Raw genomic sequence first — 15155 nt, 5'->3', positions numbered from 1 at the left:
CCACTCTGCAACGTACCGGTCAGTAACATGATAACTCAATCTCGCCCCTTTGGCCAGCGCTACGCTTTCGTCGTGGTCGGCGTCATCTTCCTCAGCCTGCTGGTCGCGGCTGGCCTGCGCTCCGCACCCTCGGTCATGATGCTGCCACTCGAGAACAGTTTCGGCTGGCGCCGCGACATCATCTCCCTGGCCGCCGGTGTCGGCATTCTGCTTTACGGTTTGACGGGGCCATTTGCCGCAGCCCTGATGGAGCGCATCGGGCTGCGCCGCACGCTGCTCGCCTCGCTGGTGGTGATGTCGGGCTCGACCATGCTCAGCCTGCTGATGACCAAGCCGTGGCATCTGTTCATCACCTGGGGCGTGTTCTCGGGCATTGGTTCCGGTGCCGTCGCCAGCGTGCTCGGCGCGACCATCGTCAATCGCTGGTTCAAGACCAATCGCGGCCTTGTCATGGGATTGATGTCGGCCTCCAGTGCCTCGGGCATGCTGGTGTTCCTGCCGCTGATCGCCGCTCTGGCACAGTCGGGCGGCTGGCAGCCGGTTGTCATTGCGGTCGCGATCGCGACCGCTGCCCTGATACCGCTGGTCTGGCTGCTGGTGCCGGAGCGGCCGGCATCGATCGGCATGGTGCGCTATGGCGCCGAGGCTGACGATGTGCCGCCGACGCCGCCTGCGTCACAGGGCAACTTTCTGGCGCATACGTTCTCGACGCTGCGCCGTGCCGCCGGCACGCGGGTGTTCTGGTATCTGTTCGCCACCTTCTTCGTCTGCGGCTTCACCACCAACGGGCTGGTCGGCACGCATCTGATCGCGTTTTGCGGCGACATGGGCATCGGCGAGGTGCAGGCCGCCGGCCTGCTGTCGATGATGGGCATTTTCGATCTGATCGGCACGACATTGTCGGGCTGGCTCACCGACCGTTTCGACCCGCGCAAGCTGCTCGGCGTCTATTACGGCATCCGCGGCCTGTCGCTGATCTACCTGCCCTATTCCGGCTTCTCAGCGACCAGCCTGATCATCTTCGCCGTGCTCTACGGTCTCGACTGGATCGCCACCGTGCCGCCGACTCTGAGGCTCGCCAATGAGGCGTTCGGCGATCGCAGTGGGCCGATCGTGTTCGGCTGGATCGTCGCCGGCCACCAGATCGGTGCGGCGACCGCCGCCGCCTTCGGTGGCACCATGCGCGAGTTGCAGGGCAATTACGAACTGGCCTTCCTGATCGCCGGCATGACGGCAATAGCCGCTGCCTGTATCTCGCTGCTGATCAACACCAGCAAGCCGGCATTCGAGCCGGAGCCGCAGGCGGCGTAGGGAGAGACGCTACCGGCCAAGCTGCCATCTCCCCCACACGGAGGAAGATCGGCAGCTTCGCCGTCCGCGCAAACGCCCACCCGCCTGTTGATCGTCAGAAAAACTTCATGATCCCGAGATGTCCCTGAAACATTGACGCTGGATTTTGGTGGCACCGTTCAAGCCATCCAGGAGACAGCCGTGAACAAGCTTTCGATGACTCGCCGCGCTTTCGTCACCTCCGCCAGCGCCGTTGGCCTGGCTGGCGTCTCGAGCCTGGCGCTGCCCTACTATTCGCGCGCCAGTCAGCGGCCGGCCTTCACCCATGGCGTCCAGTCCGGCGATGTCGACGCAACCAGCGGCATGGTGTGGACGCGCACCGATCGCCCGTCGCGCGTCATGTTCGAAGTGTCGTCGACGGAGAACTTCGCCACTGCGACACGCCTGGCGCCGCTCGATACGTCGCCGGCCAGCGACTACACCGTCAAGCGGCTGCTCACCGACCTCGCTTCGGACCAGGATATCTTCTATCGCATGACGGCAGCCGATCTCGCCGACATCAACGCCGTTTCCGAGCCGATCACCGGGCGCTTCAGGACGGCGCCGGCCTCGAAGCGCGACATCCGCTTTGCCTGGTCAGGCGACACCGCCGGCCAGGGCTGGGGCATCGATGAGACCGGCATGAAGACCTACGCCACGATCGGCAAGCACACGCCCGACTTCTTCCTGCATTCGGGCGACACCATCTATGCCGACGGCGCCATGAAGGACGAGGTCGACCTGCCCGGCGGCGGCAAGTGGAAGAACGTCGTGCTGATCGACGGCAAGCGCAAGGTTGCCGAGACGCTGGACGAATACCGGGACCAGTGGAAGTACAACATGATGGACAGGAACGTGCTCGGCCTCAGCGCCATCTGCCCGACTTTCTACCAGTGGGACGACCATGAAGTCCTGAACAACTGGTCGGATTCGAAGGATCTCAGCGCCGACAGCCGCTATACGGAAAAATCCATCCACGTGCTGGCGGCCCGTGCGGCGCGGGCTTTCCACGAGATGACGACGATCCGCTACGAACCTTCCGAGCCCGGCCGCGTGTATCGCAAGATCGCCTACGGGCCGCTGCTCGACGTGTTCTTCCTCGACATGCGCTCCTATCGCGGCCCCAATGGTCCCGACATGCAGGATGAGATGACGCCGCAATCGCGCATGCTCGGCGAACAGCAGACGAAATGGCTGAAGCGCGAACTGGCGAATTCGAAGGCGACCTGGAAAATCATCGCCGCCGACATGCCGCTCGGCCTCGTCGTCTGGGACGACGGCACCAAGAAGGTTGGTGCCGAAGCAGTCAGCAATGGCGACAATGGCTTGCCAAAAGGGCGTGAGCTCGAGATCGCCGACCTGCTGCGCTTCATCAAGAATGCCGGCATCAGCAACACCGTCTGGCTCACCGCCGACGTGCATTACACGGCCGCGCATTATTACAACCCGGACAAGGCGCAGTTCCAGGATTTCAATCCGTTCTGGGAATTCGTTTCGGGTCCGATCCATGCCGGAACGTTCGGGCCGAACGATTTCGACATGACGTTCGGTCCGGAGCTGAAGTTCATCAAGGCGCCGACCGCCGAACAGGGACAGAACCTACCGCCGTCGGCAGGTCTGCAATTCTTCGGACTGGTCGATATTTCAGGCGCCAGCGAGCAGATGACGGTGCGGCTGATGGATCGCGACGACAATGAACTCTACAAGGTGACGCTCGACCCGGTACGGTCGGCATAAGCGCGCGCTGATGGAAAGGTGTCGCGCGTCTAGGGCGCGCGATGTCTTAGTCCGGGTAGCAGACCATGGAGATATTCGGCCAGACGGCGCTGTCGCAGTTGGCGGCGTCCTGCCGCTGCTTGAAGGCGGCGCTGACCGGGCCGGTCACCACCGGGTCGACGCCGTCGGGCGCGTCGGCGAAAATCTGCTCGGCCGACTGTGCCTCTGACGGCAAGGCAGGCCGTGATTCCTTCGTCGTCGCGGCCGACTGCGCGGCGTTGGCCGCCAGCAGGACGGCGAAGGCAACAGAGGCGATGAGCGGCCAGAATCGGTTGAGTTTGTCGGTCATGATGTTCGAACTGCCCGGGCCCCGAAGGGTTCCCGCCTTGGTTAACAAAATCATCTCACACGCAGATGCTTAAGATTTGATGAGTATTTGGTGACGCGCCTCCTCTTTCGCAACTGCGAAAAACCCTGTATGAGCCGCGCAACCGAAAGAGGCAGCGCCTTTTGGCCTGCTGCCTGCAACGCTTCCGAGACCAGAACATGAAAATCCGTAATATCGCGATCATCGCGCACGTCGACCATGGAAAGACCACCCTGGTCGACCAGCTTTTGAAGCAGTCCGGCTCCTTCCGAGACAATCAGCGCGTGGCCGAGCGCGCCATGGATTCCAACGACCTCGAAAAGGAGCGCGGCATCACCATCCTGGCCAAAGCGACCTCGGTCGACTGGAAGGATACCCGCATCAACATCGTCGACACCCCCGGCCACGCCGATTTCGGTGGCGAGGTCGAACGCATCCTGTCGATGGTCGACTCAGCCATCGTGCTGGTCGATGCCGCCGAAGGGCCGATGCCGCAGACCAAATTCGTCGTCGGCAAGGCGCTCAAGGTCGGCCTGAAGCCGATCGTCGTCATCAACAAGATCGATCGCCCGGACGCCCGTCATGTCGAGGTGGTCAACGAGGTGTTCGACCTTTTCGCAGCGCTCGACGCCACCGACGAGCAGCTCGACTTCCCGATTCTGTACGGCTCAGGCCGCGATGGCTGGGTTTCGGAAAATCCGGAAGGACCGAAGGACCAGCAGTTGGCGCCGCTGTTCGACCTCGTCATCAAGCATGTGCCGGAGCCGACCGTTCATCCCGGTCCGTTCCGCATGATCGGCACCATCCTGGAAGCCAATCCGTTTCTCGGCCGCATCATCACCGGCCGCATCGAGAGCGGCACGCTGAAGGCCAACCAGCCGGTCAAGGTGCTGCACCATGACGGTACTCAGATCGAAACCGGCCGTATTTCCAAGATCCTGGCCTTCCGCGGCCTTGAGCGCCAGCCGATCGAAGAAGCGCAGGCGGGCGACATCGTCGCCATTGCCGGCTTGTCGAAGGGCACCGTCGCCGACACGTTCTGCGACCCGAGCGTGAGCGAACCGCTGCATGCGCAGCCGATCGATCCGCCGACCGTGACCATGTCGTTCCTGGTCAACGACAGTCCGCTGGCCGGCACCGAAGGCGACAAGGTGACCAGCCGCGTCATCCGCGACCGCCTGCTGCGCGAAGCCGAAGGCAATGTCGCGCTGAAGATCGAGGAATCGCCTGACAAGGATTCGTTCTTCGTCTCCGGCCGCGGCGAATTGCAGCTGGCCGTGCTGATCGAGACGATGCGGCGCGAAGGCTTTGAAATCGCCGTGTCGCGTCCGCGCGTCGTCATGCAGAAGGGCGAGAATGGCGAATTGCTGGAGCCGGTCGAAGAAGTCGTCATCGACGTCGACGAGGAGCATGCCGGCGTCGTCGTGCAGAAGATGTCCGAGCGCAAGGCCGAGATGGTCGAACTGCGCCCATCCGGCGGCAATCGTCAGCGCATTGTCTTCCATGCGCCGACCCGTGGCCTGATCGGCTACCAGTCGGAGCTTTTGACCGACACGCGCGGCACCGCCGTGATGAACCGGCTTTTCCATGCCTATGAGCCCTACAAGGGCGAGCTGCCAGGCCGCACCAATGGCGTGCTGATTTCCAACGAACAGGGCGAATCGGTCGCCTACGCCATGTGGAACCTGGAAGATCGCGGCCCGATGGTCATCGATCCGGGCGTCAAGGTGTATCAGGGCATGATCATCGGCATCCATAGCCGCGACAATGACCTTGAAGTGAACGTGCTCAAGGGCAAGAAGCTGACCAACATCCGTGCCGCCGGCAAGGACGAGGCGGTCAAGCTGACCCCGCCGATCCGCATGACGCTGGAACGCGCGCTGGCCTGGATCCAGGACGACGAGCTGGTCGAAGTGACGCCGAAGACCATTCGGCTGCGCAAGCTCTATCTCGATCCGAACGAGCGCAAGCGGTTCGAGAAGTCGTCCAAGGTGGTCGGCGCGGCGTAAGCTCTTATTTTTTCCAACAGCGGAGAGGGGCGGAGCAACCAGTGTTCCGCCCCTTTTTCGTTCATCCACCGGCAGCCGCGATGATGGCCTGCCGATCGGCCTCGCCGGCCAGATCGATGCGGATCGTGTTTCTCGCACGGGCCGGCTTGCGCAGGGCCTTTGCTCCATCCGGGTCAACGATGAGCAGCCGCTTCTCCTCCAGCGCCTGAAGCCGTGATCGCGAGATGCAGAGTTCACTTGCGAGCAGCCGGTCGAGCCGCAGCGATGTCGGCATTTCGAGCCCAAGCTGGAGTTCCAACACGGTCGCGGCTTCCCTGGTGTCGCCGAGCCTGCGCTTGTGAACGCTGACATCGGAGAACTCCTCGACGCGCCCGATCCGGTTGCGCAACGCCACCGCATCGAAGGCATGACGGTGAGCGAGTGCAGGATCGTTGCTTTCGAGCGCCGCCAGCAGCGCCGGGTCGATGTCGCGGCGGTTGCAGCGTTCAAAAATGCCGAAATTCCAGGAATTGTCGCAGTCGATGCAGCGATAGATCAGCCACACGTCGATGCGTTTGCCACTGGCGTTGACGCGGAACTTTCCGCTGCTGCAATAGGCCCTCACGGTGCCGCAGCGGTTGCAATTGATGAGCGGTCGAGGTGCGGTCTGGGGTGCGATTGCCCAGTGGATACGCAGAAGTCCAGACATGCCGATAAGCCCTTCCCGTCGGGAAGTTCATCAGGCCGGCGATGTCGAGATGCCCATGCGGGCGCGGCGTGGCGGTCGCTTGCTATGATTGGAAATCGGATGTCACGGGCGGCAGCGCGCAACAACGGTTCAGCAGTGCCAAACCGGTCTCGAACCGCCGCCCAGAAGAACACATGAAAATGAAAACAGATACCGCAAATGCGGTGTCATGCAGTGTGTCGGGGGAGTTGGCGAGACCGGCGGTTACGTAGGCAAAGTGAAGCTCAAAATTGTTTCGCGATGGCCTTTCTAGCCGCGACATGCCGGACCGACAAGGGTCTTTTGTCGGTGCTACCGCAGCCGAGCCACTTGCGTTAATATCCGAAATCGAAGGTTTTCAACCAGAGACCCGGTTATGCACCCCACCTCGCTCCTGATTTTCGCCGCCGCTCTGTTCGTTGCCGCGGGCTCGCCTGGGCCATCGATCGCGGCGCTTGTCGCCCGCGTCATCTCGAAAGGGTTTCGCGACGTGTTCCCGTTCCTGCTCGCCATGTGGATCGGCGAGGGCATCTGGCTATCGCTGGCGGTGTTCGGGCTGGCTGTCGTGGCGCAGACCTTCCATTTCGCCTTCGTCGTGGTGAAATGGGTCGGCGTTGCCTATCTCGCTTACCTCGCCTGGAAGATGTGGACCGCGCCTGTCGATGCAAAAGAGGGCGAGATGCCGCGCGAGGATTCGGCGATAAAACTGTTCTTCGCCGGCATGGCGGTGACGCTCGGCAATCCCAAGATCATGATGTTCTACCTGGCGCTGCTGCCGACCGTCATCGACCTCGCTTCGGTCAGCATCGTCGGCTGGGTCGAGCTGACGGCGACCATGGCCGTGGTGCTGGTCGCCATCGATCTCGCCTGGGTGCTCGCCGCATCACAGGCGCGCAAGCTTTTGAAGAGCAAGCGCGCCATGAAGATCGCCAATCGCATCAGCGCCACGACGATGGCCGGTGCGGCGGCCGCCATAGCGACGCGGTCCTGAGCCGGCGCGTCACATCACTTCAATGATCGGCGCGATCTCGACGCTGAAGGCCGGGTTCATCAGGATCGGGCAGTCCTTGGCCTTGGCGACGGCATCGTCGATGTCTTTCGCTTCGACGATCGTGTAGCCGGCGGCCGGATTGCTGCCGCCATTGTTCTCGACCTTGCCGCCGGGCAGCACCATCTTCGACATGCCGACCGGATTGCCGCCGTCGACCACAGCCGAGCCGAGCTTGCCGTACCAGCCGTTCCAGGCGTCCATTGCGGCCTTCCGCTCGGCCTCGTCGGTCGGCATCTTGCCCGAGCCATGATAGACGTAGAGATACTTCGCCATGTTCTCCTCCCTTGGTGAGCGGCATCGAACCGGCATGCGGTCATGCCGCCTGCCGATCATCGGACCAAACCGGCAAACAAGCAACGAGAATGCGACACTGCTAATATAACGCCCCGGTCTGGATCCTGCCGCAATCCGTCACCTTGCCATGGCGTGGTATTCGTCGTTCGGCCGCATATCGATTGCCGCGGCCACGCGGTTCGACATGTTGAAGAAGGCAGCGGTCGAGGCGATGTCCCAGATGTCGCGATCGGTGAAGCCGGCCTGACGCAGCGCGCCCCGGTCGGCCTCGACGATCTTGGCCGGCTCTTGCGTCAGCTTGACGGCGAATTCGAGCATTGCCGTCTGCCTGGGCGAAAGATCGGCGGCGCGGAAATTCATCACCATCATTTCGCCGAGCGCCGGATCGCCGGAGAGCTGGCGCACCGCCGCGCCGTGCGCGGTCAGGCAATAGTAGCAATGATTGATCGAGGAGACGGCGACCGCGATCATTTCGCGCTCCAGCTTCGACAGGCCGGACTCACCCAGCATCAAATCGTTGTACATGTCGGTGAAGGCGCGCAGCTTCTTGTCGTCGAAGGCATAGGCCCTGAGCACGTTGGGGACGAGGCCGAGCTTCTCCTCGCATTTGGCGAAATAGGTTTTTGTCGCCTCGCTCAGCTCTCCCTGGCCAAGATCAAGCGCGCTGATTTTGCCGGTCATGGGTCATTTCTCCTCGTTGCGCGGCATCTTGTCGCCAAATTCCGATAATTCTTGGCAAGCCGTCAAACCTTTGTCGCCAAACAGCGGTCATCTGCTACCATAGTCGTAAAAGCATTCGACGGGAGGGACGTGCGTCATGGCCAGCGTGAAATCCGCGAGCAAGCCGAAGAAAAAAGCCACGGCAGCGCTTAAAGCGGAGGAAAGGCCAGCCAGGCTTGCAGACTATCTGCTCGCCCGCGCGCCAGCTGAAGACATTGCTCCCTACGATGTGGCCGACCTGGAGCGGGCTGCCGATCTCGCCGGCCAGGCAGTCGCCACTCACAGGAAAGGCGAGTGCGTCGTCGCCGTCGATGCCGATTCGGGCGTTGTGCGAGACGGCCGCCCGATGACGGTTGTCACGGTCGTCAACGACAACATGCCGTTCCTGTTCGATTCCATCCTCGGCGAGATCACCGAGACATCGGGCGAACCGACCCTGGTCACCCATCCGGTTATCGTCGTGCGCCACGGCAAGGGCGGCGTGGAAGAAATCCTCGGCGACGGCAATTTCGCCAAGGACGATGGCAGCCACGACCGGCTGAGCGTCATCCATGTCCACATCCCGCGGCTGACATCCGAGCAGGCGAGCGGATTGAGCGAGCGGCTGCGCAAGATCCTTGGCCAGGTTCATGCCGCCGTTCACGACTGGAGGCCAATGCTGGCCCGCCTCGATCAGGCGATCTCGGAATTCCGCTATACGGCCGTGCCGCTCGACAAGAAGAGCGTTGCCGAGGCTCTCGCCTTCCTGGAGTGGCTGCGCGACGACAATTTCACCTTCCTTGGCATGCGCGAGTTCAAATACACCGGCGGCGAGGAAAGCGGCACGCTGGAGCGCGCTGAAAAGCCTGGCCTCGGCATCCTGTCCGATCCCGACGTGCTGGTGCTCAGGCGCGGCACCGAAGCGGTAACGACGACGCCGGAGATCCGCGCCTTCCTGCATGGGCCGGAGCCGCTGATCGTCACCAAGGCCAATGCCAAGTCGTCCGTGCACCGCCGCATCTATCTCGATTACATCGGCATCAAGACCTACACCGCCAAGGGTACGCTCGCGGGCGAATTGCGCATCGTCGGCCTGTTCACCTCGACCGCCTACACGCGCTCGGTGATGAAGATCCCGTATCTGAGGTCAAAAGCCGAAACCATCATCGCCAAGTCCGGCTTCGACCGGCACGATCATTCCGGCAAAGCGCTGATCAACGTGCTGGAAAGCTATCCGCGCGACGAGCTGTTCCAAGTGCCGGTGCCGATCCTGCGCAAACATGCCGCCGCCATTCTGGGCCTGGTCGAGCGGCCACGCGTGCGGGCGCTGGTGCGCGCCGACCAATTCGACCGTTTCGTCTCAATCCTCGTCTTCGTGCCGCGCGACCGTTACGACAGCGTCGTGCGCGAGAAGATTGGCTCCTATCTGAAAACCGTATTCGAAGGCCGGCTGTCGGCCTACTACCCGGCCTTTCCCGAGGGCGGGCTGGCGCGCGTGCACTTCATCATCGGCCGCTCCGGCGGCAAGACGCCGAAGGTCGAGCAAGCGACGATAGAGGCGGCGATCCGCGACATCGTGCGTACCTGGGAGGACGCCCTTTCCGATGCGGCCGAGGCCAGTGGCGGCGACCAGGCTTTGAAGGCGATTGCCGCGCGGCTGCCGGAAAGCTACCGCGATTCGTTCAGCGCGGCGGTGGCGCTGGCCGATGCCAGGCGCATTGCCAAGATCAGCGCCGGCAATCCGATCGCCATCGATTATTATCGCCATGCCGAGCAGAAACCGCACCAGGCATCACTGAAAATCTATCATCATGGCAGCCCGGTGGCGCTGTCGCGCCGGGTGCCGGTGCTGGAAAACATCGGCTTCCGCGTCATCAGCGAGCGCACTTTCGAGGTCGGCGACGACCAGGTCGGCACGATCAATAGTGATCGGCCCGGCTTAGTCTTTATTCATGACATGGAGCTTGAGAACAGCTACGGCCAGCCGATCGACCTGACCGATGGCGGCGCGCTGTTCGAAGATGCGTTCCTCTCCGTCTGGCGCGGCGACGTCGACAATGACGGCTATAACGGCCTCGCCCAGACCGCCGGCCTGTGGTCTGGCGAGATCACCATCCTGCGCGCCTATGGCCGTTATCTGCAGCAGGTCGGCATTCCGCAAAGCCAGGATTTCATCGCCGCCGCGCTCAACCGCTATCCCGACATAGCGCGTGGCCTGCATGCGCTGTTCATCGCCCGGCTTGGCCCGACAGCGGAGACCGAAGGCGTGGTGGCCGCAAAGCACCTCAAGGCCAAGATCAAGGATGCGCTGGAGGATGTGCCGAACATCGACGACGACACCATCATCCGGCGCTACCTCAATCTGATCGAAGCCACGCTGCGCACCAATCATTTCGTTGCCGATACGAAAGAAAAGGGCCAGTCGCTGGCGATCAAGCTGGACTCGCACGCGGTCGAGGGCTTGCCGGCGCCGCGGCCGTGGCGGGAGATCTTCGTCTACGGCTCCGAGGTCGAAGGTCTGCATCTGCGCTTCGGTCCGGTGGCGCGCGGTGGCTTGCGCTGGTCCGACCGCGCCCAGGACTACCGCACCGAGGTGCTCGGCCTGGTCAAGGCACAGCAGGTCAAGAATGCCGTCATCGTGCCGGTGGGCGCCAAGGGGGGCTTCTATCCGAAGAAGCTGCCGATGAGCGCCGGCCGCGACGCGATCTTCGAGGCCGGTACTTCGGCCTACAAGAACTTCGTCTCCAGCCTGCTGTCGATCACCGACAATATCGGCCTCGACGGCGTCATCCCGCCGGCCGGCGTTATCAGACGCGACCCGGACGATCCGTATTTCGTCGTTGCCGCCGACAAGGGCACGGCGACCTTCTCCGATACCGCTAACGCGATCTCGGAGAAGCACGGCTTCTGGCTCGACGACGCCTTCGCCAGCGGCGGCTCGGCCGGCTATGACCACAAGAAGATGGGCATCACCGCCAAGGGCGCCTGGGAAGCGGTCAAGCGGCATTTCCGCGAGATCAACCGCGACATCCAGACCTCGTCCTTCACCGTCGTTGGGGTCGGCGACATGTCGGGCGACGTGTTCGGCAACGGCATGCTTTTGTCCCCGAAAACCCGGCTGATCGCGGCCTTCGACCATCGCGACATCTTCATCGATCCCGATCCCGACATGGCAGCCTCGATGGCCGAGCGCGAGCGCATGTTCGCGCTGCCGCGTTCGAGCTGGCAGGACTACGACAAGACGAAACTGTCGGAAGGCGGCATCATCGTCTCGCGCAACCAGAAATCGATCACCTTGCCGGCGGCGGCGGCGGCGGCGATCGGCCTGGCCAAGACCACCGCCACGCCGGTCGAGATCATGACCGCCATCCTCAAAGCGCCGGTCGATCTTCTGTGGTTCGGCGGCATCGGCACGTATCTCAGGGCATCGACCGAGACCAATGCCGAGGTCGGCGACCGCGCCAACGATGCCATTCGCATCACCGCGCTCGACGTCCGGGCGAAAGTGATCGGCGAGGGCGCCAATCTCGGCGTCACGCAGCGGGCGCGCATCGAGTTCGGCATGAATGGCGGCCGCTGCAACTCCGACGCCATCGACAATTCGGGCGGCGTCAACTGCTCCGACGTCGAGGTCAACATCAAGATCGCGCTGGCTTCCGCCATGCGCAAGGGGTCGTTGACACGCCCGGCACGCAACAAGCTGCTGGCCGAGATGACCGAGGAGGTCGGCTCGCTGGTGCTGTCCAACAACTACCAGCAGACGCTGGCGCTTTCGATCGCCCGCAAGCGCGGCCTCGCCGACATCGCGCATCAGAGCCGCTTCATGACGGCGCTGGAGGCGCGCGGCCTGCTCGACCGTGCCGTCGAGACGCTGCCGTCGCCGGCAGCGCTGGCCGAGCGTGAAGCGCGTGGCGAACCGCTGACCAGAGCCGAACTCGGCGTGCTGCTCGCCTATGCCAAGATTGTGCTGTTTTCCGACATCGTCGCCAGCGACGTGCCTGATGACGCGCATTTCGACCGGGACCTGATGGGCTATTTTCCCGACCAGATGGCGAAGAAATACGCCGCCGAGATCCATGGCCACAGGCTGCGCCGCGAGATCATCACACGGGTCGTCGCCAACGATCTGGTCAATCGCGGCGGCCCATCCTTCGTCAACCGGCTGCAGGAGGCCACCGGGCGCACCGCCGCCGACGTGGTGCGGACCTTCGCGGTGGTGCGTGACGGTTTTGCCTTGCCGGCGCTCTATCGCGAGATCGACGCGCTCGACAACCAGATCGACGGCCAGGTGCAGCTTGATCTCTATCAGATGGTCAGCCGGCTGATCTATGTGACCAGCGGCTGGTATCTGAAGAACGATGCCGGCACGGCACCCCTCAGCCAGCGCATTGCCGAGTTGCAGGAAGCCCGTAAGGCGCTGGAGCCCAAGCTCGTTTCGCTGCTGCCGGCCTTTTCACGCGAGCGCATCGAGGAGAAGCGGCATGGGCTGTTCAAGGCCGGCGCGCCGGAAAGCTTGGCCGGGCAGCTGGCACTGAGCGAGGTGGCGGAACTCATCCCCGACATCGCGCTGACGGCGCGCACCGCCGGCGCCGATATCGTCGCCGCGGCCAAGGCGTTCTTCGCCGTCAGCGATGCCTTCCGCATTCCGCGTGTCGAGGACGCCGCACGCTCGATCACGCCATCGGACTACTACGATCAGCTGGCGCTTTCGCGCGCCACCGACACGATCGATGCGGCACGGCGCGGCATCGCGGTGGCGGCGCTCACCGGCCACGCCAAGACGGCCGATCCGGTGGCTGCCTGGCTGGACGCCGGCGGCGAGCGGGTGGCGCGCATCCGCGAGCGGCTGCAGGCGTTGACCGAGGGCGGCGACATCACCGTGTCGCGGCTGTCGGTGGCGTCGGGGCTGATGAGCGATCTGACGGGGATGTGAACCGTCGATGATTGCCACACGCATTGTCGGGTGCGTGTGGCGCCTTTTCCAATGTTGTCGGCGCTTGGCGTTCAGCAAGCTCACCAGGAATGTTTGAGGGTGCCGACGATTTTCAGCCGGTCGCCGTAGAATTCGGTCCCGTAATAGCTGGTTGTCAGATACTTCCGGTCGAACAGGTTCGTTGCGTTCAAGGCCAACGTCACGTCCTTGGTCATCTTGTAGCTAATCGCCGCATCCACCAGTGCGTAGCCGCCAATCGAAATGGTGTTCGCGTCATCCCCGTAGGTTTGTCCGATATAGCGCACGCCACCGCCGATGGTCAGGTCGCCACGCGGTCCTTCCTCGGGAAGCGTGTAGTCGACCCAGGCTGACGCCAGGTGGCGAGGAACGCGCTGCGGCCGATTGCCGGCATTCCCGCCAATGCCGTCTTCCAGGATCTCGGCATCCCAGTAGGAATAGGCAAGCGTCAGGTTCAGGTTTTCCGCGATGGCGGCCTTGCCCTCGAGTTCGATGCCGCGGACGCCAACCTTGCCGATCTGCTGCTGGACAACAGGCGTGACATAGGTCGGAACATTGGTTTGGGTAAGGTCGAAGACCGCGGCTGTGAACAGGCCGTCGAAGCCGTCGGGCTTGTACTTGATGCCTGCCTCATACTGTTTGCCCTCCTGAGGCTTCAACGAGCCCGAGACCGCATACCCGTTGGCGCTTGGCGACACGAGCGGCTGGAAGCTTTCCGAATAGTTGGCGTAGACCGCGAGGTTCGGGGTGAATTTGTAGGTCAGGCCGGCGCGCTTGGTGAAGGCCGATGCGGTGTCGTCGTCCTGCGTTCCCAGGTCGAGATAATCAGCAGTCGTCTGCACGCGGTCCCAGCGCCCGCCCAGGGTGACGATCCAGCGGTCGTCAAACGTCAATTGCTCCTGGGCATAGACACCGACCGCCTGTTGCTTGACCCGCCAGTTCACGTAGGGGCCGAGGTTGATGCAGGATAGACCGCAATAGGTCGGGTTGTCGATGTCGATGGGACCCGCGGTGCCGAAGAGGATGTTTTCGCGGGTGTTGTCGTTGGCGTAGTCGACGCCGACAAGCGTCTTGCTGTCGACCCGGTCCCAGCCCGTATCGTATTGCAACTGATTGTCGAAGGCATAGCGGTTGGACAGGCCGCCGACGGAAAATGCCGTGCGGTCCGCCGTGGGGTCAAGCGACGCGCCGTAGACCTCGGCGTAGTCGAGGCTCAAATGCGTGTAGCGGGCATTGGAGCGGAAGGTGAGATTCTCGTTGAATTGATGTTCGAACTGGTAGCCGATATCGACCTGCTCGGTGTTGAAGCGGTTGAAATCCGGCTCGCCCAGGAAGGTGCCGATGTCGATATTGGCGCCGGCGGGGGTGCCGCGTGCGCCTGTGCCATCTCGCTTGTAATAGTCAGTCAGGATGGTGAGCGAGGTTCCTTCCTCGGGCTTGATGGTCAACGCGGGTGCGATGTAAAGCCGGTCGTCGTTGGAATAATCCCATCCTTGATCGCTATCCTTGGCCAGCCCGGTAAGCCGATAGGTCCACACGCCATCGGCGTCGATCGGCCCGCCAAAATCAACGCCAATCTCCTTGGTGCCGTCGCCATAGGACGTGTAAATCTCCCCCTGCTTCTGGTCCAGCGGCCGCTTGGTAATGGCGTTCACCAATCCGCCAGGGCCGTTGAGACCAAAAAGCGTCGATGTCGATCCCTTCAGGACCTCCACGCGCTGAAGTCCGTAAGGTTCGAGACGGCTGGCCGTGAACCAGGCTGGGATGCGCGCCGTCAGGCCGTCGCGATAGGTACCGAGCGATGTCTGGTCGAAACCGCGGATGCGAATATAGTCGTATCGGTCATCGTTGCCGAACTCGTCGGTGAGGACGCTGGATGTGTAGGCCACGGCCTGCTGGAGGCTTTCGATATGGCGCGCCTCCAGTTCCTTTTGGGTTACAACTGAAACCGAGGCGGGAACGTCGACGATCGGCGTATCGGTCTTGGTGGCGGTCCCCGGATCCTTGGCGACGATCGTTTTATCGGGCCCGCC

The 15155-nt window shown here is 62.9% G+C and carries 10 protein-coding genes; 5 read left to right on the top strand and 5 right to left on the bottom strand.

The window, feature by feature from the left end; genetic code table 11:
- Window positions 1-27: 27 nt before the first annotated feature.
- Window positions 28-1311 (top strand): MFS transporter, encoded by a 1284-nt coding sequence (locus tag EN990_RS16910; protein ID WP_024504198.1) that lies wholly within the window; start codon window positions 28-30, stop codon window positions 1309-1311.
- Between the two features lie 180 nt (window positions 1312-1491).
- Entirely contained in the window at window positions 1492-3066 is a 1575-nt protein-coding gene (locus EN990_RS16905) for an alkaline phosphatase (RefSeq protein WP_127368954.1), read from the top strand.
- 46 nt (window positions 3067-3112) lie between these two features.
- Here the strand turns inward: EN990_RS16905 and EN990_RS16900 are convergent, their stop codons facing one another.
- The gene (locus EN990_RS16900) at window positions 3113-3394 is read right to left on the bottom strand and encodes a hypothetical protein (protein ID WP_244506871.1); all 282 of its coding nucleotides are present in this window, start codon (window positions 3392-3394) and stop codon (window positions 3113-3115) included.
- Window positions 3395-3591: 197 nt separating this feature from the next.
- On the opposite strand from EN990_RS16900, the gene typA reads away from it, so the two are divergent.
- A complete protein-coding gene (gene typA / locus EN990_RS16895) occupies window positions 3592-5421 on the top strand; it encodes a translational GTPase TypA (protein ID WP_013529003.1) in 1830 nt (609 codons plus the stop codon).
- 61 nt (window positions 5422-5482) lie between these two features.
- Here typA and EN990_RS16890 read toward each other — a convergent pair whose 3' ends face one another.
- Window positions 5483-6109, bottom strand: a complete 627-nt coding sequence (locus tag EN990_RS16890) for a DUF1062 domain-containing protein (protein WP_127368952.1) — start codon at window positions 6107-6109, stop codon at window positions 5483-5485.
- A gap of 394 nt (window positions 6110-6503) precedes the next feature.
- Here EN990_RS16890 and EN990_RS16885 point away from each other — a divergent pair, with 394 nt between their 5' ends.
- Window positions 6504-7118 carry a LysE family translocator gene (locus EN990_RS16885; RefSeq protein ID WP_127385320.1) on the top strand — a complete coding sequence of 205 codons (615 nt, stop codon included), beginning with the start codon at window positions 6504-6506 and terminating at the stop codon, window positions 7116-7118.
- 9 nt (window positions 7119-7127) lie between these two features.
- On the opposite strand, the gene EN990_RS16880 is transcribed toward EN990_RS16885, so the two are convergent.
- A complete protein-coding gene (locus EN990_RS16880; RefSeq protein ID WP_013529006.1) occupies window positions 7128-7451 on the bottom strand; it encodes a hypothetical protein in 324 nt (107 codons plus the stop codon).
- A 138-nt stretch (window positions 7452-7589) separates the two neighbouring features.
- Complete coding sequence (locus tag EN990_RS16875; protein WP_063169467.1) at window positions 7590-8153, bottom strand: peroxidase-related enzyme; 564 nt, start codon at window positions 8151-8153, stop codon at window positions 7590-7592.
- 136 nt (window positions 8154-8289) lie between these two features.
- Here EN990_RS16875 and EN990_RS16870 point away from each other — a divergent pair, with 136 nt between their 5' ends.
- The gene (locus EN990_RS16870; RefSeq protein WP_127368341.1) at window positions 8290-13104 is read left to right on the top strand and encodes an NAD-glutamate dehydrogenase; all 4815 of its coding nucleotides are present in this window, start codon (window positions 8290-8292) and stop codon (window positions 13102-13104) included.
- Window positions 13105-13184: 80 nt separating this feature from the next.
- Here the strand turns inward: EN990_RS16870 and EN990_RS16865 are convergent.
- Window positions 13185-15155: TonB-dependent siderophore receptor (locus EN990_RS16865; protein WP_127388329.1), on the bottom strand; the 1971-nt coding region annotated here is incomplete at its 5' end.

This window comes from Mesorhizobium sp. M7A.F.Ca.US.005.03.1.1, from assembly GCF_003997975.1.
Lineage (GTDB): Bacteria > Pseudomonadota > Alphaproteobacteria > Rhizobiales > Rhizobiaceae > Mesorhizobium > Mesorhizobium ciceri.
Note: the sequence above shows the minus strand (reverse complement) of the source record. Positions and strands in the feature narration are given on the sequence as shown.

What these genes read in the sequence shown, in the direction of transcription:
- EN990_RS16875 (WP_063169467.1), bottom strand. Translation starts at nt 8,153, where the DNA reads ATGACCGGCAAAATCAGCGCGCTTGATCTTGGCCAGGGAGAGCTGAGC.
- EN990_RS16900 (WP_244506871.1), bottom strand. Translation starts at nt 3,394, where the DNA reads ATGACCGACAAACTCAACCGATTCTGGCCGCTCATCGCCTCTGTTGCC.
- typA (WP_013529003.1), top strand. Translation starts at nt 3,592, where the DNA reads ATGAAAATCCGTAATATCGCGATCATCGCGCACGTCGACCATGGAAAG.
- EN990_RS16885 (WP_127385320.1), top strand. Translation starts at nt 6,504, where the DNA reads ATGCACCCCACCTCGCTCCTGATTTTCGCCGCCGCTCTGTTCGTTGCC.
- EN990_RS16880 (WP_013529006.1), bottom strand. Translation starts at nt 7,451, where the DNA reads ATGGCGAAGTATCTCTACGTCTATCATGGCTCGGGCAAGATGCCGACC.
- EN990_RS16870 (WP_127368341.1), top strand. Translation starts at nt 8,290, where the DNA reads ATGGCCAGCGTGAAATCCGCGAGCAAGCCGAAGAAAAAAGCCACGGCA.
- EN990_RS16910 (WP_024504198.1), top strand. Translation starts at nt 28, where the DNA reads ATGATAACTCAATCTCGCCCCTTTGGCCAGCGCTACGCTTTCGTCGTG.
- EN990_RS16890 (WP_127368952.1), bottom strand. Translation starts at nt 6,109, where the DNA reads ATGTCTGGACTTCTGCGTATCCACTGGGCAATCGCACCCCAGACCGCA.